Raw genomic sequence first — 24,916 nt, forward strand, 5'->3', positions numbered from 1 at the left:
ATTTTTCGGGTCAGCCGTTGATGGCCTGGGGGATACCGAGGGCTTTGAGGCCCTCGACGCCGAATTCCAGGCCGTAGCCGGACTGCTTGGCTCCGCCGAAGGGGACGCGGGGGTCCACGGCGCCGTGTTTGTTGATCCAGACGGTGCCGGCTTCGAGGCGGGCAGCGACCTTGCGCGCTTCGGCGAGGTTGGGGGACCAGACGGAGGCGCCGAGCCCGACGTCGAGCCCGTTGGCCATGGCCACCACCTCGTCCACGGTGCTGTAGCGGATGATCGGCAGGGCCGGGCCGAACTGCTCCTCGGCCACCAGGGGGTTGTTGTTGTCGATGTCGGCCACGAGGGTAGTGGGGTAGAAGTGGCCGGGCTGGTCCTTCTCGGGGTTTCCGCCGAGCAGGATCCGGGCGCCGGAGTCGCGGGCGGCTTCCACGAGGGCGGCCACGACGTCGTACTGGGCCCGGTTTTGCAGCGGGCCCAGGACGTTGTTTTCGTCCAGTCCGACTCCCATGGGCATGGCGGCAGCGACCTTGGTGAGTTCGTCGCAGACGGCGTCGTAGATGTCGTCGTGGACGTAGAGGCGCTTGAGCGCGGCGCAGGTCTGGCCGGTGTTGATGAAGGCGCCCCAGAACAGGCCTTCGGCGATGGTGGCGGGGTCGGCGTCGGGCAGGACGATGCCGGCGTCGTTGCCGCCGAGTTCGAGGGTGAGCCGCTTGATGGTGTCGGCTGAGGATTTGATGATCTGCCGGCCGGCGGAGGTGGAGCCGGTGAACATGATCTTCCCGACGGCGGGGTGTTCTGCCAGGCGGGCGCCTACCTCGCGGTCGCCGGAGACGGCGTTGAGCAGGCCTTCGGGAAGTTCTTCGTTGATGACCTTGATCAGTGCCAGGACGGACAACGGGGTCATCTCGGAGGGTTTGACCACCACGGAGTTGCCCATCCGCAGGGCGGGGGCGATCTGCCAGACGGTGATCATCATGGGCCAGTTCCACGGGCCGATGGCGCCGACGACGCCGATGGGCCGGTAATGCAGTTCGGCATGCGTTTCGCCGTCGTCCACCACAGTTTCGGGTTTCAGGGGGATGGTGGCGGCGGCCCGGAGCCAGGCGGCGCAGGCGCCCACTTCGAACCGTGCGTTGGGACCATTGAGGGGTTTGCCCTGCTCGCGGGAGAGCAGCCGGGCGAGTTCCTCGGCGGAGCGTTCGACGGCGTCGGCGGCTTTGAGGAGCGCGGCGGACCGGGCGTCGTGGCCCAGCGCAGCCCAAGCCGGCTGGGCTGCCCTGGCGGCGGCAACGGCATTCTCAAGGTCTGCAATGGTGTGGACCGGGGCGTGGCCGACGACGGTGCCGGTGGCAGGGTCAATGATGGTCCGGGTATCGCCGGACTCCGGGGTGATCGAGGCCAGCAGGGCGTCGTAAGTTTCCATGGGTTACTCCACTTCGAGTAGGCAATGCGCACTGGCCTGCGTGGCCTGGGGCTATGCCTCGAGTCTGCCCTGCCGCCCTCGGGCCGTCTTGTGTATCCGCGAACGGCGGTTGACGCGAGGCGAACAGATGCCCCGGGGGTCCTGTCAGTGTTGCGGACCGGTCCGCAGGAGCAGCACTTCGTGGACCTCATCGAGGGACGCCGCGATGAGGGCCCGGTCCACTCCTGCCAGGTATTGGAGTACGAGGCCGTCAAGGGCCGCAAACAGCGTGCGTGCCACCACCTGCACGTTTTCGGTCACCCCGGAGGCCCTGAGTCCGTCGGCCAGAGCGCTGACGTAGTTCTGGTACAGGCCCGTGACCGCTTGAGCCAGCTCGGGCCGCCGCCGGGACTCGAGGATCATCTCGTATTGGAAGACCTGCAGCTCAGGCTCGGCCAGCAGCAGCTCCAGGAGCGAATCCGTGAAGGAATGGCCCGCGGCTGCGGCTTCCCGCAGCTGGGAGGCGTTGATGGACTGGTCGGCCGCCCAGTCCAGGGCCGCAGCGATCAGGGCATCGCGGGAGCCGAAGTGGTGGGCCACCAGTGTGTTGTTCACGCCAGCGGCTTCCGCCACCGATCGGTACGTGAGCCCACGTAGCCCCTTGGCCGCCACCACGCCGATCGCGGCCCTGAGGAGGGCTTCCTTGCCGGTCCCGTACTTGGACGGTGCGGCGGGAGCGGCTGGCGTTTTCATATGCCGAGTCTAGCCAGTGCTGCCAGCTTCCCGGCAGCGCCTCTTGACTTAAACTAAGCAACTGCTTAGATTCATCTAAGTGGTGACGCGGGTCACTTCGTTGGCGTTCCGCACCACTGCCTCACCCCGAACCCCTCACCCGCCCGGCTCAGCCGCCGGTGCCCCTCACCCAGGAGCCAACGTGTCAGAAACCCCTGCTTTCAGTACTTCCTCAGCCCTTGACGCGAACAAGAATGAACCCTTCGAACTCGGTCAGGTCCAATGGGTCCGCCGCTTTGGCGAGGGCGACCGCCCCGCCCTCGCCTGCGGATATTGGCACGTCACCCCGCTGGAGGCGCCGGAGCCTTTTGACCTCCTGATCGACGCCGACGAGACGATTTCAATCGTGGAAGGGCACCTCCGGATCGAGGTGGAGGGCGGCGACACGTATGACCTCACCGCCGGCGGCGCAGCCTCCTTCAACAAGGGCGCCCGGACAAGGTGGGAAGTGATGGCGCCCACCGTCGAATTCTTTGTCTACTCCTAAGGGGCCGGCAATGGACAACGAACTGCACGACGTTATGGTGGTCGGGGCCGGCTTCGCGGGTCTCACAGCAGCACGCGAGCTCAGCAGGCTGGGCCTGTCCGTCCGCATCGTGGAGGCCCGCGAGCGCATTGGGGGACGGACCTGGCTGGACCGCCGGCTGGGGCGCGACCTGGAAATCGGCGGCACCTGGGTGCACTGGACCCAGCCCTACGTCTGGGCCGAACTGAAGCGCTACGGCCTGGACACGACGCCCAGCCCCGAGCCGGAGCGCGCGATCTGGTGGGCAGACGGCCGCCGCCACGAGGGCAGCCCGGACGAGTTGCTCGGGCTCATCGGCGGAATGAACGGGGAGTTTGCCCAGGACTCCCGGAAGTATTTCCCGGAGCCTTTCCGCCCACTGTCCCGCGACGACTTCAAAGCCATCGACCACGTGTCCGTCCAGGACCGCATCCGGGAGCAGTTCCCCGCCGGTACGCAGCGCGACCTCCTGGAATCCTTTTGGGCCCTGAACTTCAACGGTCCGCTGGAAAACGCGGCGCTGACCCAGGCCCTCCGCTGGGTTGCCCTGACCAATGGCGACTGGGCCGTGAACTTCGAGGCCTGCGCCACCTACAAAGTCGTGGGCGGCACCGCAGCGCTGGCCGCGGCGATCCTCGCGGACTCAGGTGCCGGCGTCGAACATGGTTTCACGGTGGACCGCATCCACGACGTCGGCACCTCCGTGAGCGTCTACAGCACCGACGGGCGGAGCGTCAGTGCGCGGACGGCAATAGTCACCGTGCCCCTGCACGCGATGCACGCGGTGAGCTTCGAGCCGCCCCTGTCCGCAGCCAAGAACGAAGGACTCAGCCTCGGCCAGGTGTCCAAGGGGGCCAAGGTCTGGATCAGGCTGAAGGGAAACCACCCGCCGTTTGTTGCCCTTGGCGGCGCCGACTGGCCCCTGAATTTCTTCCAGGCTGAATACGGTATCGACGGCGACACCATCGTGGTGGGATTCGGTCCGGACGCCGCAAACATCGACTCGGAAGACCCGGCTGCCGTCCAGGAACAGCTTCGGCGACTTGTCCCGGATGCTGAAGTGGTAGGCGTGGCCGGCCACAACTGGGTGGACGATCCGCTGTCCGGTGAAACCTGGCCCATGCACGCCACCGGATTTCTGTCCCGGCATCTGCACGCCATGCAGGAGGCCCACGGCGCTGTCCTCTTCGCCGGATCAGACATCGCCAACGGGTGGGGCGGATTCATCGACGGCGCCATTGAGAGCGGCATGGAGGCGGCCCTCACCGCCGCCGCAATCCTGCGGGATCGTGAACCCCGGCCCGTGTAGCCCTGGGCGTCACTGCACTCACGCACAACAACTGATCGCTACAGGACAAGGCGCAGGCCGGCTCCGCTGCGATGCTGGATTCATCGGCGCCTGCCCCCTCGCGCAGCGTCCCTTCCCCAGAGCTCATGACCGTTAAGAAGGATCCAATGAGTATTTCGAATTCCGAGTCCCGGACCACTGAAGCCGCTCCGCGCACGGAGCACTCAACCGCCCTCCGCGCCGGCAGCATCGGCGTCATGGGCATCCTGTTCTTTGTCCTCTCCGCCCAGGCGCCCCTCACCGGGATCGTCGGCGCTTCGCCGCTCGCGGCCGCACTCGGCAATGGCGCCGGTGCCCCGGGTGCCTACCTGATTGTCGGCATTGTGATTGTGGTTTTCGCGGTCGGTTTCGTGGCGATGAGCCGCAAAATCCAGGCGAACGGCGCCTTCTACGCCTACGTCACCGCAGCCTTCGGGCGCAAGGTCGGTGCCGGTGCTGCATGGCTGGCGCTGCTGGCGTACAGCACGGTGCAGGCCGCCATGTACGGACTCTACGGCGCCGCCTTCTCCGGCCTGCTGGCGTCTGTGGGTGTCGGTATTCCCTGGTGGCTGCTGGCCCTCGTGACGATGGCCGGTGTCCAGGTGCTTGGTTCCCTGAACATCGAACTTGGCGCCCGGGTCCTGGCCCTCCTGGTGGGGCTGGAAGTGGCAGTCCTGCTGATGTTCGGCTTCACCGTCCTGTTCCGCGGCGGCGGTCCCGAAGGCCTCAGCCTGACAGCCTCCTTCTCGCCCGAGGCCATCGCCTCCGGCGCTCCAGGGGTGGCCATTATGTTCGCAGTGGCATCAATGTTCGGCTTCGAGTCCACGGCCATCTATTCCGCCGAGGCTAAGGACGCCCACAAGACGGTGGCCCGGGCAACGTACCTGTCCGTCGGCGTTATTGCCGTCTTCTTCTCCTTCATCTCCTGGATGCTGGTCAGCTACTACGGTCCGTCGCAGGTGGTCGACGCCGCCGGCGCTGCCCTGGAATCCGGCGACTCCACCGCCTTTGTGCTCACGCCCATGGTGGAGTTGTTCGGCCCCTGGGCAGGAATCACCACGGGCATCCTGCTGGTCACGTCCCTGCTGGCCGGGATCATCGCTTTCCACAATGGCATCAACCGCTACCTTCATTCGCTGGCGCTCCGCGGTTCGCTGCCCGCGATCGTTGCCCGGACCAACCGGCACCGCGCACCCGCCGCGGCCGCGTGGATCCAGACCACCACCGCCGTCGTACTCGTGGCGCCCTTCGCGCTGCTGGCGCTGGACCCGGTCCTGACCCTGTTCTCGTGGTTCAGCGGGCTGGCCGTCGCGGCACTCCTGGTGCTCTACATGCTCTGCTCCATCGCCGTCGTCGGCTTCTTCCGCCGCGAACGGGTCGACGGGCAGCTTTGGCAGACACTCCTGGCGCCGCTGCTGGCGTCCGTGTTGCTGGCGTGGGTCCTGTACCTCGTGCTCAGCAACTTCACGTCGCTGATCGGCGGGAGCGCAGAAACCGCTGTTGCCCTGCTGGTGGCGGTTCCGGTGGTGTTCGCGGCCGGTGTGCTGGTGGAAGCCCGCGTTGAGCGCCGCCGCGGTGCTGCCGCCCTCGGGCACCGGGTCGTTTGAGGCGCCGCCTCACATCAGCAGCAGCCTCCGGCGAGGACGGGGGAGCGCAAAGGCCCGGCGCGGAATCAATCCGCGCCGGGCCTCCGCGTGCTGTTCAGGCACTCTGTTCAGGCGCCGCGGCGCCAGTCGCTGGGGGAAACGCCGAAGGCATCGCGGAAAATGCGGCTGAAATGCGCTGCGTCGAGGAACCCCCAGCGGGCAGCAACAGTGCCCACGGACTTCCCGGCATGCAGCGGATCCCGCAGTTCGCGGCGCGTGCCGTCCAGCCTTTGGCTCCTGATCCAGCTGGCCACAGTGGTCCCCGACTCATGGAAGACATTGTGCAGGTGCCGCGTGGAGATGAAATGTGCCGCGGCAATGCTCGCCGGGGACAGCTGGGGATCCGACAGGTTGGCCTCGATGTATTCGCGTACCGACACGGCCAGGAGCGCCTGCGGCTTCATCCGGTCCGGCGCGATATCCATTTCGGCGTGCAGCATGGTGGACACGAGGTCCAGGGCGTTCGTGGCCAGCCGCGAGCCGCTGGGACCGCTCAGGACCTCAAGGTTCTCCGACAGCTGCCGGATGAACTGCCCCACGATCCCGCTCAGTCCGGTACTGCCGGCCATCCGGACTGCCGCGAGCTGGCCCACGTAATCCGTGGGCAGCGAGAGGGCATCACAAGGGAACATCACCACCATCATCCGCGCCTCGTCCTCGAAGGCGAGGGTGTACGGGCGGTTGGTGTCGTAGATGGCCAGGTCGCCTGGGCGGAGCAGGGCTTCGCGGTTGTCCTGGATCAGCAGTCCCGTGCCCTCCAACTGGAGGTTGAGCTTGAAGTAGCGTTCGCCGGCCTGCGCAATCAGGGCAGGCGTGCGGTGGACCTCGTGGGAGGTTGCCGAGACTTCGACGACGGACATCCGGTCCAGCACACGGGCGCGCATCTGCCCGCGGAACCCGTCAACGTCTGCTGTCCGGGCCGCGAGCGGCACGAAGGACTCTGCCACGAGGTGTTTCCAGTGGTCGAACGTCTCCGCAACGCTGGACGTGAGGTTCTGGCTGGCGGGCTGGACTGCTGCTGGCATGGATGTTCCTGACGACGGATGGCCGCAAACGTGGGTTCCCCGATGGCTGTGTCCTGGAACACAGTCCCATCAGGTTAACGCCGGAGACGGTCTTTTTTCAACAGTGGGCGAAAAAAGATTTCCTTTTATGGGGTGCCGGCGTCCAGTGACTGTCTAGTTGTTCTTGCCTCTTGCAGCGACGGTCCAGCGGTCAATCAGGACGCCGTTGCTGGTCACCGCGACGTCGTCCACCAGATTGATCGCCAGGCAGACGTGGTTGGGGACAATGCGCAGCCGCTCACCGAGGGGCGGGCGGGTCCCGCTTTCGGGCCACTCAACCGTGGCATGGTGCTCCGAAAGGGCGGTGATCCGGGCATCCGGATGGTCGATCAGGCGGCCGAAGCCGGTGGCCCAGGCCGGCCGGTCGCTCCCCAGGATCTTGGTGCCGGCGTCGATGATGAAACGCGCGGGGGCGTCCGGGGCAGTCACATGGTGGCTCACCACGGTGGCTGCGACCGTCAGCGCAATATCCTCCACGGCGCAGCGTCCGAGTTCCAGTTGCTGCGCGTCGCCGAAGACGTAGACGCCGGGGCGCACTTCGGTTGCCGCGGATCCCTCGGTCAGGAGCGCCGTAGGGGTGGAACCTCCACTGCGGCGAGTCGCTTCGAAGCCCGCCGCCGCCAGGGATGCCGCGGCCAAGCGCAGCGCCTCTTGTTCCTGCACGGCTGCCTCCGCCGGCATCCCGGGGGCATAGCTGTGGCCCGGGAACGTGAAAACCCCCGCAACCTGCAGCCCGGCCCGCGATGCGGCTTCTGCAACCGGGGCAGCGGCCTCCGGACTGACGCCGCTGCGATGGTGGCCGCTGTCGATTTCCACCAACACGCTGACGCTCCCGGCCGCTTCGCCGAGGCCGGCTCCCAGCATGGTTGCCCCCGCCGCGGAGTCCACTCCCACGGCGATGGTTGCCGTTGACGCCAGGCGCCGGAGCCGGTCGGCCTTTTGTGGCGAGATCCAGAGGGGGTAGGCGATGAAAATGTCGCCGACCCCTGCCGCGGCGAACACTTCCGCTTCGCCGATGGTTGCCACCGTCAGGCCTGCTGCTCCGGCGTCCAACTGGCGGGCGGCGATCTCGATGATCTTATGCGTCTTGGCGTGGGGGCGGAGGGCGAGGCCCTTCTCCCGGACAGCCGCTGCCATCCGGCCGATGTTCCTCTCGAGGATGTCGATGTCGATCATGATGTCTGGTGTGTCGATCTCAGGGGGAATGGTCATGGCAGAGCTCTCCTGGCTGGGGTCCGGGTTGTGCCGGGCGGGCTGGATTTGGGATGGGCGGATTTTGGCTGGGCTCAGCTATCCGGCCAGCAGGGCCAGATAGCCCTCAAGCTGATCGGCGAGCCCCGGATCGGCGCCGGGGGTGGTGGCCAGAGCTGCCCCGATCTGGGCGCCCAGCAGCATGTTCAGGAGCTGGCTCGCCAGCGTGGCGTCGTCGACGGCGGAGCGGACGTCCCCCGCATCACGCGCCTCCGCGAGGTACTGCCGGATGGCTGCAAGCCACTCCTCCATGGACTGCCGGTGGATCTCGGCTTTCTGCGGATCGTTGATCGCCTTCTGCCAGAACGGGATGACGATCCGCGCTTCATTGACCCGCTCGTCGTCCAGCGGGAGTACCTCCAGGCAGAATGCCCGCAGTGCCGGGAGTCCGGTTCTGCCTTCGGTCACTTCGGCGATGCGCTGGTTGGTCCTGTTGAAGACGTGCCCGAACGCGAACTCCAGGAGGGTGTCCTTCGTAGGGAAATACGGTTTGAGTGCCCCGTTGGCGAAGCCTGCCTCCAGGGCGATCTCCCGCATGGTGGCGCCTTCAATGCCCAGCCGGGCGATGATCCGCCACGTGGCATCCACCAGTTCCAGCCGGCGCTCGTCATGGTCAACAATCTTTGGCACGGCTGCCGCTCCCCGGAAATATTTCGCTCAGACTCTTGTGAGCCATCTTACGGACGCTTATTCTCTACAACTATAGAAAATAAAAATTCCGACCAGCCACGGTCCCGGACAAAGGTCACCCATGACACTTGCAACAGCTGACACAGCTACCCCGTACCGCCTGGCATCGGACGGCGAAATCACCGATGTCCAAGCCATCCTGCGGGCTGCCGGCCACCTAGGTCCGGAGAAGCGTATCGCCTACCTGGGCCTGCTGGATCCCGCCCGGGGGACTACCGCCGTCGCGAACCGCAACGCGGGGACGCACGACGGCGGTGCTGCCGCCGCCAGTACCGCCGCCGTCGGGAGCCCCACCGAGGACCGCAGGTTCCGGATCTTCATCCACGACATCACCGGCGGTGCGCCGACGGATGCGGTGGTCTCCGTGACCCGGCAGGAAGTGGTGTCCGCCGTCGAACTGGACACTGCCGTCACCGGCGAGCTTCCCGTCCTTGAAGAGGAATTCGAAGTGGTGGAGGCGCTATTGGCAACAGACGACCGCTGGTTGAAGGCTCTCTCAGAGCGGGGGCTCGACGTCAGCAAAGTCCGGGTTGCCCCGCTGTCGGCCGGTGTCTTCGAGTACCCGGAGGAGAAGGGCCGCCGCATCCTTCGTGGCCTGGCGTTTGTCCAGGACTTCCCGGAGGACAGTGCCTGGGCGCACCCCGTGGATGGACTCGTGGCGTATGTTGACGTGGTCAACAAGGAGGTCACCCGGGTGCTGGATCTCGGGGCCATGCCGGTGCCGACAGAGCACGGCAACTACACGGATCCCGAACTGACCGGCCCGCTCCGCACTACCCAAAAACCCATCAGCATCACCCAGCCCGAGGGTCCCAGTTTCACAGTCACCGGCGGCAACCATGTGGAATGGGAAAAGTGGAGCCTCGACGTCGGCTTCGACGTCCGCGAAGGCGTAGTGCTGCACAATATCGCGTTCCAGGACGGCGACCGGCTGAGGCCCATCATCAACCGGGCCTCTATTGCCGAGATGGTGGTTCCGTATGGCGATCCGTCGCCGATCCGGTCCTGGCAGAACTACTTCGACACCGGCGAATACCTAGTCGGCCAGTACGCCAACTCCCTGGAGCTCGGCTGCGACTGCCTCGGCGACATCACCTACCTCAGCCCCGTCATTTCCGACTCCTTCGGCAACCCGCGTGAGATCCGCAATGGCATCTGCATGCACGAGGAGGACTGGGGCATCCTGTCCAAGCACAGCGATCTCTGGACCGGGATCAACTACACCCGGCGCAACCGCCGCCTCGTGATCTCGTTCTTCACCACCATCGGCAACTACGATTACGGCTTCTACTGGTACCTGTACCTGGACGGCACCATCGAATTCGAAGCCAAGGCCACCGGGGTCGTCTTCACCAGCGCGTTCCCCGAGGGCGGCTCGGACAACATTTCCCAACTGGCCCCGGGCCTGGGTGCGCCCTTCCATCAGCATCTTTTCAGTGCGCGGCTGGACATGGCCATTGACGGCTTCACCAACCGCGTGGAAGAAGAAGACGTGGTCCGCCAGCCCCTGGGGGAGGGGAACGAGCGGGGCAACGCCTTCTCCCGCAAGCGGACGCTGCTCACCCGCGAATCGGAAGCGGTCCGTGAGGCCGACGCCCGGGCTGGCCGGACCTGGATCATTTCCAACCCCGAATCCCGCAACCGGCTCGGCGAACCCGTGGGCTACAAGCTCCACTCCCAGAACCAGCCCACGCTGCTGGCAGATCCGGATTCGTCCATTTCACGGCGCGCCGCCTTTGCCACCAAGGACCTCTGGGTCACCCGCTACGCCGACGACGAGCGCTACCCCACGGGCGACTTCGTCAACCAGCACCCCGGCGGTGCCGGGCTTCCGGCGTACGTCGCCCAGGACCGCGAGATCGACGGCCAGGACATTGTCGTCTGGCACACCTTCGGGCTCACGCATTTCCCGCGCGTGGAGGACTGGCCGATCATGCCGGTGGACACGGTCGGCTTCAAGCTGCGGCCCGAAGGCTTCTTCGACCGCAGCCCCGTCCTGGACGTTCCCGCCAGCACCGCCGGATCAGGCACGGCCGGCAGCTGCCACAGTGACGCTGGTGCCGGTTCCGGCACCAGCTCTGCCAGCTGCCACGGCTAGGTAAACCCGATGACCTTTACAGGGCGGGCCCGCAGTCGCGGGCCCGTCCTGCATTCACGGTTCTGCGCCGCGGTGGTGGCAGGCTCCAGCGCCGCGCACGTTTGGCTTGCCGTCCAAAACCAGCACGGACCATGGTTGAGCATGCTCATGCTGGCGCTAGCAACTGTCTGCCTGCCGTGCGCCCTGCATATCTGGCGGCACGGTCGGGTGGCTGCGCTGCGCAGGGTCATGGTGTGTGCCGGATCCATGGGTGCTGTCCATGGGCTGCTGCTGGTGGGCAGCGGAACCGCAGGTCACGCGCATGCTGGAGTGCCGCCGTCGAACATTACGGCGTCCAGCATTACGGGCGTCAGCAGCGCCGGCGGACTCTTGCTGGTCATAGCCCTGGAACTTACGACGGCCTTGCTCGCCGCAACCCTGGTCGCCCGCCTCAGGTCCACCCACCCCCCAAGCCCACCCCACCCAACTAAGTAGCAGCAGATGTCGTTTTGAGCGCTCATAACGACATCTGCTGCTACTTAGTTGGGAGGGCGCGGCCGGAGGCGAGGTTGGGGCAGCGCTCCCAAGCGAAACGTACTTTTAACATTCCCGTCCGACGCCTGTAATGCCGGTTTGGCTACTGTGATTCAACAAGGTTTACTAGTAGCTAACACCAACCGGACAGGAATGTTTCGATGACAAGTGTCGCAACCCCTGCTGTATCCGCTTCGCCCCTTACTGACAGAATTTCCCTGGCGGACATCGCCCGCGCGCACGATGTCCGTTTCATCCTTGCCACCTTCGTGGATATGACCGGCAAGCCCTGCGCGAAGCTGGTTCCCGTGGAAGCGGCCGACGAACTGGAAGCCGGGGCCATGGGCTTCGCCGGCTACGCGGCAGGGCTCATCGGCCAGAAACCGCAGGACGCGGACCTCATCGCCGTCCCGGACCTTGACTCCTTCACCCCGGTCCCCTTCATCAAGGAGGGCCTGGCCATCGTTCACTGCGATCCGCACGTCAACGGCCAGCCTTGGCCGTACGCGCCGCGGGTCATCCTGAAGAACACCCTCGCCCGCCTGGCCGAGCAGGGCATGCAGGCAAAAATTGGCGCCGAGGTTGAGTACTTCCTGGTCCACAAGAACGACGACGGGACGCTGAGTACCGCGGACGCGCGCGACGATTCCCCCCGCCCCTGCTACGACGCCCGCGGCGTCACACGGATGTATGACCACCTCACCTCCATCTCCGAGGCGATGAACTCGCTGGGCTGGGGCAACTACGCCAACGACCACGAGGACGCAGCGGGCCAGTTCGAGCAGAACTTCAACTACGCGGATGCACTCACCACCGCGGACCGGGTAGTCAGCCTCCGCTACATCCTCAATATCCTGGCGGAGCAGCGTGGCATGACCGCCACATTCATGCCCAAGCCCTTCACGGACCGGACTGGAACGGGCCTGCACTTCCACCTGTCCCTGTGGTCCGGCGTCGAGGCGCTGTTCCCCGGCAATGACGGTCAAACGGACGACGGCGGCCGCGGCCTTGGGCTGTCAGCGCTCGCTTACTCATTCATCGCCGGCATCCTGGAACATGCGCCTGCACTGCAGGCCTTCCTGGCGCCGACGGTGAATTCGTACAAGCGTTCGGGTGCCACCACCAGTTCATCCGGTGCCACCTGGTCGCCGCGGAAGGCCTCGTTCGGCGGTAACGACCGCACGCACATGATCCGCGTCCCGGACAACAAGCGGATCGAACTGCGCTCGGGCGACGGCTCGGCCAACCCCTACCTCGCCATCGCCACCGCGATCTCGGCGGGCCTGGACGGAGTGGCAAAGGCTGCCGATCCGGGCATGCCGTCCGGTCCCGGAGAGTCCAAGCCCGATGCCCACTTGCTGCCGGCCACGCTGCTCCACGCCGTGGAAGCCCTGCGCCGCGACCCGGTGATCCTCGCCAGCCTCAGCGGCGACGCCGAGATCGGAAAGTACTACGCGGATGCCAAGGAAGAGGAATTCCTCACCTGGCACAACCAGGTCAGCGACTGGGAAATCCGCACATATTTGACTTCCATCTGACCGCGTTCGATCTGAGAAACCCTAGTAAGTAAAGGACACACCATGTGTGGAATTGCCGCGCTGCAGCTGCGCAACCCCTTGCTGCACCCCCGGATGGGCAGCCTCCTGTCCTCCATGATGTGCCAGATCGTGGACCGCGGCCCGGACTCCGCCGGCCTGGCCGTTTACAACACCCCCGGCCTGGTCTCGGAAGGGACCTCAACCCTGAGCCTCCTCGGCAAGGACCAGGGCCTGCCCGTCGCGGAGATCCAGCTTGCCCTGGACGGAATGCTCCCGTCCGACGCGGCCGCCTCCGTCCGCGTCGTGGGCGACACCACCCTCGTGAGCGCCGCCGTCGGGACCGACCTGCTGGTGAAGGCAGTCAGCGAAACCCTCCCGGAGGCAACCATCATCGGCCGCGGCGAGCACGTTGCCGTGATGAAGAGCGTTGGCCACCCCATGGATATCGCCGCCGAGCACGGACTGGAAGCAATGGCCGGAAGCCAAGGACTGTCCCACACCCGGATGGCCACCGAGTCCGCGGTGACGGCCGGAGGATCACACCCCTTCTCCGTGGCTGACGATCTCTGCCTGGTGCACAACGGTTCCTTCTCCAACCACGCCACCATCCGCCGGGGCCTCTTGCGCGAAGGTGTGGTGTTCGACTCCGACAACGACACCGAGGTGGGCGCCCGCTATGTCGCCTCCCGCCTGCAGCAGGGCGACACCCTCGAAGAAGCGCTGGTGAACCTGGGCAAGGTCTTCGACGGTTTCTACACCCTTGTGGTCACCACCGCTGACAGCATGGCCATAGTCCGGGACCCCATCGCCTGCAAGCCCGCCATCATCGCCGAAACGGACGACTACGTAGCTATGGCCTCCGAATACCGTGCCCTGGCAAGCCTGCCCGGCATCGAAAGCGCCCGCATCTTTGAACCGGAACCCGGAAAGGTCTACACATGGACACTCTGACAGCCCCCGAAGCCAGCATCGAAGCAGCCGTCAGCACGAACGGAGTCCTGGACTCTTTCAGTGTCGATCTCACCGGCAGCCCGGTACGGGAACTCAACCAGGCCCTCCACAACGCTGTTGAAGGGCAGTCCTGGACCGTCACCAGCCCCGGTGGCAAGCACAGCCTCGCCGTCGGCATCGATGCGGACGTGACGGTGACCATCGAAGGCCACACCGGCTACTACGCCGCCGGGATGCACCAAAAAGGGGAGGTGACCATCAACGGCAACGCCGGCGTGGGACTCGCCGAGAACATCATGTCCGGCAGGGTCCATGTGAAGGGCGACGCGTCCCAGTCAGCGGCAGCCACCGGCCATGGCGGTTTGGTGGTCATCGACGGGAACGCGGGCGCACGCTGCGGAATCTCGATGAAGGGCGTGGACATCGTGGTGGGCGGCAACATCGGCCACATGTCCGCGTTTATGGCCCAGGCAGGGCGCCTCGTGGTGTGCGGCGACGCCGGCGATGCCTTGGGCGACTCCATCTATGAGGCCCGGATCTACGTCAAGGGCACCGTGGCATCGCTCGGCGCGGACTGCATCGAGAAGCCACTGCGAGAGGAGCACCTGGCCGAACTCGGCGAACTGCTGGCCGCAGCCGGTCGCACCGACAACCCGGCCGACTTCAAGCGCTACGGCTCAGCCCGGAACCTCTACCACTTCCACGTCGACAACTCGACGTCGTACTAGGAGCCCACCATGACCATCACCTCAGTACCGGTCCCCACCCAGAACGTTCCCACCCAGAACCTCGCTGAACTCGGCCTCCGCGAATCAGCCACTTTCGACCGGGCCACCATCGCGGACATCCAGCGGGCCGCGGCCACCGGCGTCTACGACATCCGCGGCTGGGGCGCCAAGCGCAAGGTCCCGCACTTCGATGACTTGCTCTTCCTCGGCGCCTCCATGTCCCGCTACCCGCTGGAGGGCTACCGCGAAAAGTGCGATACCGACGTCGTCCTCGGCGACCGGCACGCGTCCCGGCCGCTGCACTTGCAGACCCCGGTGACCATCGCCGGGATGAGCTTCGGCGCCCTGTCCGCCAACGCCAAAGAGGCGCTGGGCCGCGGCGCTTCGGAGGTGGGCACTTCCACCACCACGGGCGACGGCGGCATGACCCCTGAGGAGCGCGGCCAGTCCAAGCACCTCGTTTACCAGTACCTCCCGTCCCGCTACGGCATGAATCCCGATGACCTCCGCAAGGCTGATGCGATCGAAATCGTGCTGGGCCAGGGCGCCAAGCCTGGCGGCGGCGGCATGCTCCTGGGCCAGAAAATCACCGAACGCGTGGCCGGCATGCGCACCCTTCCGGTGGGCATCGACCAGCGCTCGGCCAGCCGGCACCCGGATTGGACCGGCCCGGACGACCTCGAGATCAAGATCGGCGAGTTGCGTGAAATCACCGACTGGAAGACGCCCATCTACGTCAAGATCGGCGCATCCCGGCCCTACTACGACACCGCCCTGGCCGTGAAGTCCGGCGCCGACGTTGTGGTGGTGGACGGCATGCAGGGCGGGACTGCCGCAACGCAGCAGGTGTTCATCGAAAACGTCGGCATCCCCACCCTCGCCGCCATCCCGCAGGCCGTCCAGGCACTCCAGGAACTCGGCGTCCACCGCAAAGTCCAGTTGATCGTGTCCGGCGGCATCCGGACCGGGGCCGACGTCGCAAAGGCCATGGCCCTGGGTGCGGACGCCGTGGCGATCGGCACCGCGGCGCTGATCGCCCTGGGCGACAACGATCCACGCTATGCCGCCGAGTATGCCGCCATCGGTTCCGCCGCCGGCTTCTACGACGACTTCCAGGACGGCCGCGACCCCGCCGGCATCACCACCCAGGACCCGGAACTCGCCTCCCGGCTGGACCCGGTGGCTGCGGGCAAGCGGCTGGCCAACTATCTGCGCGTCCTCACCATGGAGGCCCAGACCATCGCCCGGGCCTGCGGAAAGTCGCACCTGCACAACCTCGAACCCGAGGACCTCGTGGCGCTGACCATCGAGGCCTCGGCCATGGCCCGCGTCCCGCTGGCCGGCACCAGCTGGATCCCCGGCGCGGGTTAGGGATGCTCCATGCCTGATTCTTCCGACTATGTAGTGGTGGGCGCCGGCCTGGCCGGCGCCGCCACCGCCTGGCAGCTCGCGGCCCGCGGGCACCAGGTCACCATCCTGGAACGCAACGTCCCGGCAAGCCACGACGCCAGTTCGCACGGGTCCGCCCGGATCTTCCGTTACGCCTACCCGGACCCCTTCTATACCCGGGCAGTGCAGGAAGCCAAGGCGCTGTGGGACGGCCTTGCCGTGGACAGCGGCTCGCAACTGATCACGCATTCAGGCGCTGCCGACTTCGGTTCCGAACGCAATCCGCGCCTGCTCGCCGGTGTGCTGGCGCAGGCAGGAATTGAGCACGAGCTGCTGAGTGCGGAGGAAGCCATGGGCCGCTGGTCGCAGATCGCCTTCGACACCGAGGTGCTCTGGCACCCGGCTGCGGGAGTGATCGACGCCGAGACCGCCGTCAACGCCATGGTGGAGCAGGCGGTCAGGCACGGCGCCCGGCTGCTGACGGGATGGCCGCTGCAAGGGCTGGACAGGACCGCTGCCGGCTACCGGCTACGTTCGGCAACGGGAGAAACGTTCGACGCCGGAAACGTGGTGATCAGCGCGGGCGGCTGGCTGCCCGGGCTGCTGGGGGAGTTGTCGCTTCCCCCAGGCTTCCTGGCCGGGCTTCCCCAAATCACTGTGCGGCAGGAGCAGGCATTCCACTTCCGCTACAGTGATCACGACGGCGGACCCGGCTCTGTTGCCGACGTCGGCACTTTCTGGCCCACGTTCATCCACAAGAGGGCGGACATCCAGGTTTATGGCCTTCCCGGCGGCCGGGACGCAGGCTTTGCCGGCCAGAAGGTCGCCGAATACAACGGGGGCAGGCTCCTCCCCAGCGCAGCCGAACAGACCGGTGAAGTGGACCCCGCCAACCGCGGTCGCGTGGTCGACTACGTCCGCCGCTTCCTGCCCGGCCTGGTTCCGGAGTCGTACGCCGAAACCACCTGCCTGTTCACGAATACGCCCAACGAGGACTTCATCGTCGACCGCGTCAACAACATCACCATCCTCTCGCCGTGCTCCGGGCACGGGGCTAAGTTTGCGCCATTAGTCGGCCAATGGGCGGCGGACCTGGCCACCGGCACCGCGAATGTGCCACTGCGCTTCCGGACGGCGACGACGGCGGTCAGCTCCCGCTGACCACGCCCACCCCAGCACTCATCTCGGGAAAGGACCCCCGTGACTGCCCCCATCTCTTCTTTCACCCCCTCAGCGATGGCACTGCCCTCCCAGGCACTGCCGCGGCCAGCCGCTGCAACTTCTGTCCAGGCAGAGCCGTCCGCCGCAACGGTGAGCGGCCTGCTCAGGGATATCGCCGACGTCGGCCGCGACAGGGCCCGCGGAGGCTACTCCCGACCGGTGTTCTCCAACGCCGAGACTGAGCTGCGGAGCTGGTTCATTGCCGAGGCCGGGCGCCGCGGGCTGGACGTCCACACGGACCACAACGGCATCATCTGGGCGTGGTGGGACACCGCCGCCGGCACTCGGCGAAACGCCGTAGTCACCGGAAGCCACCTCGACTCTGTCCCGGGCGGCGGTGAGTACGACGGACCGCTGGGGGTCGCCTCGGCGCTGGTCGCCGTCGACCTTCTCAAGGCGCGCGGACTGCGGCCCCGACGCCCGCTTGCCATTGCCGTGTTCCCCGAAGAGGAAGGATCACGCTTTGGCGTGGCCTGCCTGGGGTCACGGTTGCTGACCGGCGAACTGGATCCGGACAAGGCCCGCCGCCTGAAAGACCCGGACGGGAACACGTATGCCGACGTCGCCGCCGCCAACGGGCAGGACCCGCGGCTCATCGGTGCCGACTACAAGACCCTTCAGCAGCTGGGCGTGTTTGTGGAGCTGCACGTTGAACAGGGGCGGGGCCTGATCGACCTGAACCAGCCTGTGGCGATCGGTTCATCGATCCTTGGCCACGGGCGGTGGAAGCTGACGGTCACCGGTGAGGGCAACCACGCGGGCACCACCCTCATGAAAGACCGGAAGGACCCCATGATTGCCGCCGCGAAAGTCATCGTGGGCATCCGCGACACCGCCCGGAAGTACCGTGACGCGCGGGCCACCGTGGGGCGGGTCCAGCCCGTCCCGGGCGGAACCAACGTCATCGCCTCGCGTGTGGACCTGTGGATCGACGTCAGGCATCCGGACGACTCCATCACCGCCGCCCTCGTGGAAGCCATCGGACTCAACGCCCAGGTGATGGCCGCTGAGGAAGGCTGCACCGCCAGCCTCACCGTGGAGTCACTGAGCCCCACGGCGCATTTCGATACATCGCTGCGGGACCGGCTGAAGGAGCTTCTGCCGGCCGCGCCCGTCCTGGACACTGGAGCAGGGCACGACGCCGGCGTCCTCAGTTCGCAGATTCCCACCGCCATGCTGTTCATCCGCAATCCCACCGGGGTATCGCACTCCCCTGATGAGTTGGTGCAGGACTGGGACGCCGAGGCCGGTGCCGTGGCGCTCGCGGACTCGCTGGCCGGGTTGCTGGGGGAAGCACGCGCCGTCGGATAGTGGTTGTCCTGCCCGCCCTTAGTGCCTGACGCGGTACGTCATCAGCACGCAGCCGCCGTCGAGGGTGCGCGCTTCTGTCAGCTCAAGGGCAATGCGGCGTGCCTGGGGCTTGAAGAACGGGACGCCGGAGCCCAGCAGCACCGGATGGACATTGAGGCTGACCTCGTCGATTGCGCCTGCTTCGAAGAGCGAGCCGGCGAGGTCACCGCCGCCCATCAGGCAGATGCCCTTGCCGGGCTGCTCTTTGAGCCGGTTGACGAAGCCGCCGGCGTCGGAAGAGACGAGCTCCACCCCTTGCGGCGCGTCCGTCAACGTGCGGGAGAAAAGGTACGTGGTCATGGGCGGGGTGCCGCTCAGGTCCGGGGTGGCCTCGTTGCCCTTGGTATCGTCGGCGCTAAAATCCTGGCCGGCCGAGAACTCCCAGGTCTTTCGGCCCATCAGGACGGTATCCACGGTGGACCAGTACTGGGCCATTACCTCTTCGACGTCTGAGCTGAAGTGCAGCCAGTCGATAGCACCGTCGCTGCCGGCGATGAAGCCATCGAGGCTGCACGCCGCACCGTAGGTCACGGTCCGCATCGTTCTTCCCTTCACTTCCATGCCCCCTAAAAACAGTAGGCCCGGAGCAGGACTTTGGCTACGGCGCCGCCACCTATGATGGCTCCTATGACCAATCACGCCCCGGAGGGAACAGACGCCGCACAGACCGCCGGCGGTGCCGCTGCCGGCAGTACGGCCGCCCTCGTAGATCCGGGCGCTCCAGCTGATCCTGGCGCCGTTTCAGGCAAGCTCGAACAGGTCATCGCCACGCAAGTACGGCACTACCGCACCGCCAACGGCCTGTCCGCGGCCGAGCTCGCTGCCCGGACCGGTCTGTCCAAGGCGATGATCTCCAGGATTGAAACGGCAACCACGTCGTGTTCGCTGACTACGCTCCAGCGGCTGGCGGACGGCCTCAAAATTCCCGTTACGGCGCTGTTCCGCGGGGCGGACACCGACCGCGACGCCACCTTCACCAAGAATGGCCAGGGCAGCCTGACTGTTCGCAGCGGCACCCAGCATGGCCATGAGTATCGGGTCCTGGGCGCTCTCAAGGGGCGGACGGACGCGCTCGAACCGACGCTGGTCACCCTCACCGATGCGTCCGACGTGTTTCCGCTGTTCCAGCACCCGGGCACGGAATTCATCTACATGTTGGCCGGAAAGATGGTTTACGGGCACGGCGCCTACGAGTACACGATGGAAGCCGGCGACTCACTCCTGCTGGACGGCGAGGGCCCTCATGGGCCGTTGGAACTGCTTGAGCTGCCCATCAAGTTCCTGGCCGTTTCTGCCAAGTAATCCGCCCGTGTTTCGGCCCGTGATCCCGCACGTATTCCGGCCCATGTTGCCGTCCGATTTCCGGCAGCGAAGTACGGCAGCATTCCTGAATCCACAGCGCGTTCGATCCAAACTGCGTTCATGAGACGTGTGAAACTCACGTGCCCGTGACTGAAACGTTGATTTAACCGGCCGGAAACCCACGGCGAAAGTCCCGCCATACAGTTGGAACCAGACGGCAATAGCTGCCCTCCGATGAACGTGGTACTGACTCCGCGTCCCTCCTTTCGGAGCGGCTCTCACGGGCAATTTCCGTTCTCTCTTCGCATCACGAAAGGGGTTTCCCATGGATTCGGGAAATGTCGCATGGATTCTGGCCAGCTCTGCGCTGGTCTGTATGATGATCCCCGCCCTGGCCCTGTTTTACGGGGGCATGGTGGGGTCTCGTCGCATTCTCAACATGATGATGATGTGCTTTGGCGGCGCGAGCCTGGTGGCAGTGCTCTGGGCGCTCTTCGGGTATTCGATGGCCTTCGGAAATTCGGTAGGCGGCCTGGGGCTCATCGGGGACGTCACGGAATTCCCGGGCATGGGACAGCTGCTCGCCGCCGACGAGGCAGCCTCTATTCCGGTGATCCTCTTTGCCGCGTTCCAGCTGTTCTTCGCGTGTGTCACTACGGCCCTGGTTGCGGGAGCGGCAGCCGGACGTATGAAGTTCGGCGCCTGGATGCTGTTTGCCGGAATCTGGGCAACCATCGTCTACTTCCCCATCGCGCACTGGGTCTTTGCCTTCTCCTCGGCTGACGGCAGCGTCACGGGCGGCTGGATCGCGAGCGGAATCAAGGCGATTGACTTCGCCGGTGGCACCGCGGTGCACATGAACGCCGGCGCGGCAGCCCTGGCTCTGGCGTTGGTCCTGGGCAAGAGCTCCGGCTGGCCCAAGATGGAACACACGAAGCCGCACAGCAGGCCGCTGGTGCTCGTTGGCGCTGGTCTGCTTTGGGTTGGCTGGTTTGGCTTCAACGCAGGCTCGGCGCTCTCCGCCGGCCAGTCCGCTTCGGTGGTTTTCCTCAACACTGCCGTGGCGGCTTCTGCCGGGCTCCTCGCCTGGGCCCTTGTTGAGCGGCTCCGCCACGGCGCGGCCACCAGCATGGGCGCAGCATCCGGCCTGATCTCGGCCCTCGTTGCCATCACGCCGGCCTGTGGTGCTGTCAGCCCGCTTGGCGCACTTGCCATCGGCGCCATCGCGGGCGCTGTCTGCTCCTTGGCCATCGAGCTGAAGTTCCGCCTCGGCTTTGACGATTCGCTCGACGTCGTGGGCGTTCACCTCGTGGGCGGCATCATCGGCACCCTGCTGATCGGCCTGTTCGCCACCGATGCAGCCCCGAACGGGGTGAGCGGACTCTTCTACGGCGGCGGCGTTGAACTGCTGGGCGTCCAGGCGCTGGCCACGGTTACGGTCCTCGTGTACTCGTTCGGCATTACGTGGATCCTGGCTAAGATTCTCGACCGTATCATCGGCCTGCGGATCAAGCCCGAGGACGAAATGCGCGGCATTGACCTCGCTGCCCACTCGGAACTCGCGTACCTCACGGACGAAGACCCCGTGGAACTCGGCTCGCCGCAGCGGGCCTGATAAGCAGGGGACGCGTCCCTAGCACGCGTTATCCCTTAACAGCTGTCCGGGTGGTGCCATCGGCACCGCCCGGAACGCGAGTCCGGCGATGGGCCGAACAGTGGACCGGTGTCAGCAGCTGCTGGCTTATAGTTCCGCAGTTCGGCCCTTAGTCGTTTATTGCCTAGTCGCTTACTGACTTAGTTGTTTACTGCCTCAGGCGTTGATGCAGACCAGGTTGCCGTCGTGGACCTCCAAAACGGCAGCGCGGACGTGGCTGAGGTGGGTCTTGGGGTCCGCTGTCATGCCGTCGATGTCCTCGCCGTTCCAGTGGGGATGCGTGAAGTACACGATCAGCGCGCGCTCCTTGCCTTCAGCTGACGGTTCCAGCGGCACAACGTCCGCGTGCCTGCCCGCTACTGGACCGCCGTCGGCCGTTTCTGGATCGGTCAGGATGAGGCCGTCAAGGTATTCCTGCCGGGTCCAGGAGCCAGCGGCGTCCTCCGAGCGGTAGATCGCCTGCCCGCGCCATTCGTCGACGATCATCCAAAACTGGTCCTCAAGCTTGAAAACTTTGGGTCCTTCGTGGGGTCTCCCGGGAATGGTCAGCCCCTCAAGAACCCACGACGACGGATCGGCAGGCGTGCTGCTAACGGCGCTGTAGGTGTTGGACCCGCGGGCTTCGTCCTTGTACCAGAGCCTGTATCGGCCGTCGCCGCACAGGGCGACCGCCGCGTCGATGACGCGCGGGGAGTCCAAGCCGATAGCACCTAGGTACTCCCAGGTGACCAGGTCGTTGCTGGCGAGCTGAACGATGGCGGCGCTGCCGGTCCAGTCGGTCCGTCGGCCGCCCAAGACTGTCAGGTACATGATCCATTGGTCGCCGATCCGTACGACGTCGGGCGCCCACAGGGTTGCCCGCCGTTCCGTTCCCGCCGGGACGAGTCCATCCACGGTGCCCTGATAGGCCCACGTGAGTCCACCGTCGGACGAGCGGGCCATCCCGATTTCGGTGCCGTGCACCCATTCGACGCCAGTCAGCCCTGTTTGCGTGGCCCGGCGCTGGGTATAGAAGAGTACCCACTCGCCGGTCAGGTGGTCCGGAACCAGAACGGGATCGGTGGGGCCGTCCCAGACAGGATCCCGATAAGGGGTCTTGAAGGCGTCAGGGTTGAGGGCGACGACGTCAGGGGCTTCAGGGTGACTCATTGAGCCACAGGTTGTTGATTCGGGGCGCACGGCAGTCTCCAGGTGGACGGGCGGGTCGGATTTCCGTACAGCATATGCGGGAAAGTGCTTTCCCGCAGCTAGGGGTTCATGGTTTGTCCTCGTAGCGGGATGCACCGTCCCGGCCGCATTCCTCCGGGTCCGAACGCATTCCTCCGGGTCCGAATCCGGGCCCGGTTAGATCGGCAGGGTTAGTTCGGCCCGGTTAGTTTGGGCCTGGTTAGTTCGGCGGGCACCACTGCCGAGCCCCACACGGGCATGGGATCTTTGAGCCTGGCTCTGTCAGGTAACGTCCCTTCAGGGAACAGCCCTTCAGGCAGCGGACATTCGGGGACGGCGCCGAGGCGCGGGACATCTGAGGCAGGGTTGTCTGAGGGCGGGAGTTCGTCAGGCCGCAGGATTTCGCCAGGCCCGATTTCTCCAGACAGGGCAGGGCTGAGTGCTTGATTAGGAAGCTGATTCAGCATCTGGGGTGGCCATTGGGGTGGTTCCCAGTCTTGGTGTTCGCTTTGGTAGTGGCGTCCGGTGGGTGAGGTCCAGCCGGGTGGTTTGTCGATGCTGGCTTCGGTGGGTGTCCAGGCGGTGGTGTGTTTCAGCCGGTGGTGTTTGGGGCAGGGCTGGCCGAGGTTGCTGATGCCGGTGGTGCCGCCGTCGGCCCAGGCCAGGAGGTGGTCTGCTTCGTTGTCCAGGGACTGGTTGTTGCAGCCGGGGAACGGGCATTTGCCGTCGCGCATCCTCAGCCATTGGCGCATCGCGGCGGGGATCCGGTAGCTTTGGCGGCCGATCTCCAGCGGCGCCCCGTTCCGGGGGTCGGTCAACACGCGGTGGAACGAGCCGGCGCCGTCGGCGACCAGGTTGCGGGCCATCGATGCCGGGATCGGCCCGTACCCGTCGAGGGTGGCTGGTTCGTCCGTGAGACCCATCAGGGCGAACACCGGCACCGTCACCAGGACCTGCGCCGCCGGCGACGGGACCCGGCCCGTCATCAAGTCGTTGCCCAGCGAGACGTCGCTACCCGCCACGGATTCGCTGCCCGCCGCGGTCCCGTTGGTTTCGACACGGCCCGCCAGGACGTCGTTGCCCGCCGCGGTCCCGGTGGTTTCGACATGGCCCGCCAGGACGTCGTTGCCCGCCATGGTCCCGTTGGCCGGGACGCTTCCAGCGTCGCCATGGCTGTCGGGGGAACTACCAGCGGTAAGGTCGGGGCCCGCGGGGCAGCCTGCCGAGACGTCGCGGTCCGGGGCGCGGCTGCCTGCGGTGGCATCACGGGCCGGGGTACTGCCTGCCGTGGTGGTGTAGCCGCTGTTGCCGGCCCCGACGTTATTGGTGCTGGGGCTGCCGGCTGCTGTGTCTGTGCTGGCCTCGGCCGGGCTGGCCGTGGTGCTGGCCTCGGTCGGGCTGGCCGTGGTGCCGGTGGAGCCTGCGCTGAGGAGCAGTTTGGCGGCGATGTCGGCGCGGAGCTGGGTCATGGTGCGGGTCTCGGCCGGGCCCTGGAGGGTGCGGGCGGTGGCGGTGATGCCGTTCCAGATCCCGGCCGCCCGGTCCGCGGGCAGATAGGCCGAAAGCCAGGCCATGCCGTCCCGGTCCGGGACGTACTCCAGCCGCCGGTCCAGCACACTCCTGGCATGGCGCTTTTCGATACTCACCGGGTGGTGGCGTTCCCGCCAGGTCCTGGCCTTGTGCCGGAACCGGGACGGGACCAGCTCACCGGCCGGGCACTCCCGGGCACGGTCCGGCACGTCCGGGCCGAGGAAACGGGCCTCCAACGCCGCCGCGCCGGCCGCATCCAGGCCGGTGGTCTCATCGACCATGACCCGCGCGTGCTGCCACGACAGATCCCCGGACTGCAGCGCGGCCAGCGTCAGCGGCAAGGCAGTGGTCAGTTCATGGGCCTGCGCCAACAGCGCCGAGGCCGAGCGTTCACTCACCGTCAGCGCACACGCGACCTCGGACACCACACCCATCTCCTGGGCCGCGTGTTCCCCCGGGCTCCTGACCGGGCCGTCCAGGGCCGCAGCCTTCCCCGCGTACGCGGCGGCCAGGCGCACCCTGAACGCCGCCACCATCGCGTCCACCCGGACCGAACCGCCCAGCCCATCCAAGCAAGCATCCGCCTGCCCCCGCAAAGGATCACCACCCCCGGAACCCATCCCGGAACCCGTTCCGGAATCCATCTGGGAACCCGTCCCGGAACCGCGGCCGCCCAGCCCCCGGCGCACAAAGGCAGCAAACTCCGCAGCAGCAGCCTCAAAGGCCTCAACCGCCTCGTCAACACCCCGGATCCCCATACCCCCATCATCCAGCGACCCGCCAACAAAAACACCACAGCAC

21 protein-coding genes are annotated in these 24,916 nt (G+C 66.3%); 13 read left to right on the forward strand and 8 right to left on the reverse strand.

The window, feature by feature from the left end:
• Window positions 1-10: 10 nt before the first annotated feature.
• Window positions 11-1,420, reverse strand: coding sequence for an aldehyde dehydrogenase family protein (locus V9L17_RS15205; protein WP_337347399.1), 1,410 nt, complete (start codon window positions 1,418-1,420; stop codon window positions 11-13).
• Between the two features lie 144 nt (window positions 1,421-1,564).
• On the reverse strand, window positions 1,565-2,152 hold the full coding sequence (locus V9L17_RS15210; RefSeq protein ID WP_337352048.1) for a TetR/AcrR family transcriptional regulator: 588 nt from the start codon (window positions 2,150-2,152) through the stop codon (window positions 1,565-1,567).
• A 181-nt stretch (window positions 2,153-2,333) separates the two neighbouring features.
• On the opposite strand from V9L17_RS15210, the gene V9L17_RS15215 reads away from it, so the two are divergent.
• From V9L17_RS15215 to V9L17_RS15225, 3 genes are all read left to right on the forward strand, one after another.
• Window positions 2,334-2,678 (forward strand): cupin domain-containing protein, encoded by a 345-nt coding sequence (locus V9L17_RS15215; RefSeq protein ID WP_337352049.1) that lies wholly within the window; start codon window positions 2,334-2,336, stop codon window positions 2,676-2,678.
• A 10-nt stretch (window positions 2,679-2,688) separates the two neighbouring features.
• Window positions 2,689-4,005, forward strand: coding sequence for a flavin monoamine oxidase family protein (locus V9L17_RS15220; protein ID WP_337352050.1), 1,317 nt, complete (start codon window positions 2,689-2,691; stop codon window positions 4,003-4,005).
• A gap of 146 nt (window positions 4,006-4,151) precedes the next feature.
• Window positions 4,152-5,630: an APC family permease gene (locus V9L17_RS15225; protein WP_337352051.1), complete on the forward strand. Its 1,479-nt coding sequence runs from the start codon at window positions 4,152-4,154 to the stop codon at window positions 5,628-5,630.
• Between the two features lie 107 nt (window positions 5,631-5,737).
• Here V9L17_RS15225 and V9L17_RS15230 read toward each other — a convergent pair whose 3' ends face one another.
• From V9L17_RS15230 to V9L17_RS15240, 3 genes are all read right to left on the reverse strand, one after another.
• Window positions 5,738-6,694 (reverse strand): helix-turn-helix domain-containing protein, encoded by a 957-nt coding sequence (locus V9L17_RS15230; RefSeq protein WP_337352052.1) that lies wholly within the window; start codon window positions 6,692-6,694, stop codon window positions 5,738-5,740.
• A 153-nt stretch (window positions 6,695-6,847) separates the two neighbouring features.
• Window positions 6,848-7,945 carry a D-TA family PLP-dependent enzyme gene (locus V9L17_RS15235; RefSeq protein ID WP_337352053.1) on the reverse strand — a complete coding sequence of 366 codons (1,098 nt, stop codon included), beginning with the start codon at window positions 7,943-7,945 and terminating at the stop codon, window positions 6,848-6,850.
• A gap of 78 nt (window positions 7,946-8,023) precedes the next feature.
• A complete protein-coding gene (locus tag V9L17_RS15240; RefSeq protein WP_337352054.1) occupies window positions 8,024-8,614 on the reverse strand; it encodes a TetR/AcrR family transcriptional regulator in 591 nt (196 codons plus the stop codon).
• 121 nt (window positions 8,615-8,735) lie between these two features.
• Here V9L17_RS15240 and V9L17_RS15245 point away from each other — a divergent pair, with 121 nt between their 5' ends.
• The 8 genes from V9L17_RS15245 to V9L17_RS15280 all read left to right on the forward strand — a co-directional run bounded on the left by V9L17_RS15245 (window position 8,736) and on the right by V9L17_RS15280 (window position 18,423).
• Window positions 8,736-10,772, forward strand: a complete 2,037-nt coding sequence (locus V9L17_RS15245) for a primary-amine oxidase (protein WP_337352055.1) — start codon at window positions 8,736-8,738, stop codon at window positions 10,770-10,772.
• Between the two features lie 9 nt (window positions 10,773-10,781).
• A complete protein-coding gene (locus tag V9L17_RS15250; RefSeq protein WP_337347390.1) occupies window positions 10,782-11,246 on the forward strand; it encodes a hypothetical protein in 465 nt (154 codons plus the stop codon).
• Window positions 11,247-11,446: 200 nt separating this feature from the next.
• Window positions 11,447-12,823, forward strand: a complete 1,377-nt coding sequence (gene glnT / locus V9L17_RS15255) for a type III glutamate--ammonia ligase (RefSeq protein ID WP_337352056.1) — start codon at window positions 11,447-11,449, stop codon at window positions 12,821-12,823.
• 42 nt (window positions 12,824-12,865) lie between these two features.
• Window positions 12,866-13,774 carry a glutamine amidotransferase gene (locus V9L17_RS15260; RefSeq protein WP_337347388.1) on the forward strand — a complete coding sequence of 303 codons (909 nt, stop codon included), beginning with the start codon at window positions 12,866-12,868 and terminating at the stop codon, window positions 13,772-13,774.
• Entirely contained in the window at window positions 13,762-14,502 is a 741-nt protein-coding gene (locus V9L17_RS15265; RefSeq protein WP_337352057.1) for a protein glxC, read from the forward strand. The genes V9L17_RS15260 and V9L17_RS15265 overlap by 13 nt, the downstream gene beginning before the upstream one ends.
• Window positions 14,503-14,511: 9 nt before the next feature.
• On the forward strand, window positions 14,512-15,873 hold the full coding sequence (locus tag V9L17_RS15270) for an FMN-binding glutamate synthase family protein (protein ID WP_337352058.1): 1,362 nt from the start codon (window positions 14,512-14,514) through the stop codon (window positions 15,871-15,873).
• 9 nt (window positions 15,874-15,882) lie between these two features.
• Complete coding sequence (locus V9L17_RS15275) at window positions 15,883-17,052, forward strand: FAD-dependent oxidoreductase (protein WP_337352059.1); 1,170 nt, start codon at window positions 15,883-15,885, stop codon at window positions 17,050-17,052.
• Between the two features lie 75 nt (window positions 17,053-17,127).
• On the forward strand, window positions 17,128-18,423 hold the full coding sequence (locus V9L17_RS15280) for an allantoate amidohydrolase (protein WP_337352108.1): 1,296 nt from the start codon (window positions 17,128-17,130) through the stop codon (window positions 18,421-18,423).
• Window positions 18,424-18,441: 18 nt separating this feature from the next.
• Here V9L17_RS15280 and V9L17_RS15285 read toward each other — a convergent pair whose 3' ends face one another.
• Window positions 18,442-19,002, reverse strand: a complete 561-nt coding sequence (locus V9L17_RS15285; protein WP_337352060.1) for a dihydrofolate reductase family protein — start codon at window positions 19,000-19,002, stop codon at window positions 18,442-18,444.
• A gap of 87 nt (window positions 19,003-19,089) precedes the next feature.
• On the opposite strand from V9L17_RS15285, the gene V9L17_RS15290 reads away from it, so the two are divergent.
• Entirely contained in the window at window positions 19,090-19,764 is a 675-nt protein-coding gene (locus V9L17_RS15290; RefSeq protein WP_337352061.1) for a helix-turn-helix domain-containing protein, read from the forward strand.
• Window positions 19,765-20,089: 325 nt separating this feature from the next.
• Entirely contained in the window at window positions 20,090-21,379 is a 1,290-nt protein-coding gene (locus V9L17_RS15295; protein ID WP_337347382.1) for an ammonium transporter, read from the forward strand.
• A 195-nt stretch (window positions 21,380-21,574) separates the two neighbouring features.
• On the opposite strand, the gene V9L17_RS15300 is transcribed toward V9L17_RS15295, so the two are convergent.
• Window positions 21,575-22,567, reverse strand: coding sequence for a glycoside hydrolase (locus V9L17_RS15300; protein ID WP_337352062.1), 993 nt, complete (start codon window positions 22,565-22,567; stop codon window positions 21,575-21,577).
• A gap of 209 nt (window positions 22,568-22,776) precedes the next feature.
• A complete protein-coding gene (locus V9L17_RS15305; protein WP_337352063.1) occupies window positions 22,777-24,873 on the reverse strand; it encodes a DUF222 domain-containing protein in 2,097 nt (698 codons plus the stop codon).
• Window positions 24,874-24,916 lie beyond the last annotated feature (43 nt).

This window comes from Pseudarthrobacter sp. CCNWLW207 (assembly GCF_037203945.1).
Lineage (GTDB): Bacteria > Actinomycetota > Actinomycetes > Actinomycetales > Micrococcaceae > Arthrobacter.

What these genes read in the sequence shown, in the direction of transcription:
- V9L17_RS15275 (WP_337352059.1), top strand. Translation starts at nt 15,883, where the DNA reads ATGCCTGATTCTTCCGACTATGTAGTGGTGGGCGCCGGCCTGGCCGGC.
- V9L17_RS15300 (WP_337352062.1), bottom strand. Translation starts at nt 22,567, where the DNA reads ATGAGTCACCCTGAAGCCCCTGACGTCGTCGCCCTCAACCCTGACGCC.
- V9L17_RS15270 (WP_337352058.1), top strand. Translation starts at nt 14,512, where the DNA reads ATGACCATCACCTCAGTACCGGTCCCCACCCAGAACGTTCCCACCCAG.
- V9L17_RS15225 (WP_337352051.1), top strand. Translation starts at nt 4,152, where the DNA reads ATGAGTATTTCGAATTCCGAGTCCCGGACCACTGAAGCCGCTCCGCGC.
- V9L17_RS15260 (WP_337347388.1), top strand. Translation starts at nt 12,866, where the DNA reads ATGTGTGGAATTGCCGCGCTGCAGCTGCGCAACCCCTTGCTGCACCCC.
- V9L17_RS15210 (WP_337352048.1), bottom strand. Translation starts at nt 2,152, where the DNA reads ATGAAAACGCCAGCCGCTCCCGCCGCACCGTCCAAGTACGGGACCGGC.
- V9L17_RS15285 (WP_337352060.1), bottom strand. Translation starts at nt 19,002, where the DNA reads ATGCGGACCGTGACCTACGGTGCGGCGTGCAGCCTCGATGGCTTCATC.
- V9L17_RS15265 (WP_337352057.1), top strand. Translation starts at nt 13,762, where the DNA reads ATGGACACTCTGACAGCCCCCGAAGCCAGCATCGAAGCAGCCGTCAGC.
- V9L17_RS15290 (WP_337352061.1), top strand. Translation starts at nt 19,090, where the DNA reads ATGACCAATCACGCCCCGGAGGGAACAGACGCCGCACAGACCGCCGGC.
- glnT (WP_337352056.1), top strand. Translation starts at nt 11,447, where the DNA reads ATGACAAGTGTCGCAACCCCTGCTGTATCCGCTTCGCCCCTTACTGAC.
- V9L17_RS15295 (WP_337347382.1), top strand. Translation starts at nt 20,090, where the DNA reads ATGGATTCGGGAAATGTCGCATGGATTCTGGCCAGCTCTGCGCTGGTC.
- V9L17_RS15250 (WP_337347390.1), top strand. Translation starts at nt 10,782, where the DNA reads ATGACCTTTACAGGGCGGGCCCGCAGTCGCGGGCCCGTCCTGCATTCA.
- V9L17_RS15235 (WP_337352053.1), bottom strand. Translation starts at nt 7,945, where the DNA reads ATGACCATTCCCCCTGAGATCGACACACCAGACATCATGATCGACATC.
- V9L17_RS15305 (WP_337352063.1), bottom strand. Translation starts at nt 24,873, where the DNA reads ATGGGGATCCGGGGTGTTGACGAGGCGGTTGAGGCCTTTGAGGCTGCT.
- V9L17_RS15245 (WP_337352055.1), top strand. Translation starts at nt 8,736, where the DNA reads ATGACACTTGCAACAGCTGACACAGCTACCCCGTACCGCCTGGCATCG.
- V9L17_RS15205 (WP_337347399.1), bottom strand. Translation starts at nt 1,420, where the DNA reads ATGGAAACTTACGACGCCCTGCTGGCCTCGATCACCCCGGAGTCCGGC.
- V9L17_RS15280 (WP_337352108.1), top strand. Translation starts at nt 17,128, where the DNA reads ATGGCACTGCCCTCCCAGGCACTGCCGCGGCCAGCCGCTGCAACTTCT.
- V9L17_RS15220 (WP_337352050.1), top strand. Translation starts at nt 2,689, where the DNA reads ATGGACAACGAACTGCACGACGTTATGGTGGTCGGGGCCGGCTTCGCG.
- V9L17_RS15230 (WP_337352052.1), bottom strand. Translation starts at nt 6,694, where the DNA reads ATGCCAGCAGCAGTCCAGCCCGCCAGCCAGAACCTCACGTCCAGCGTT.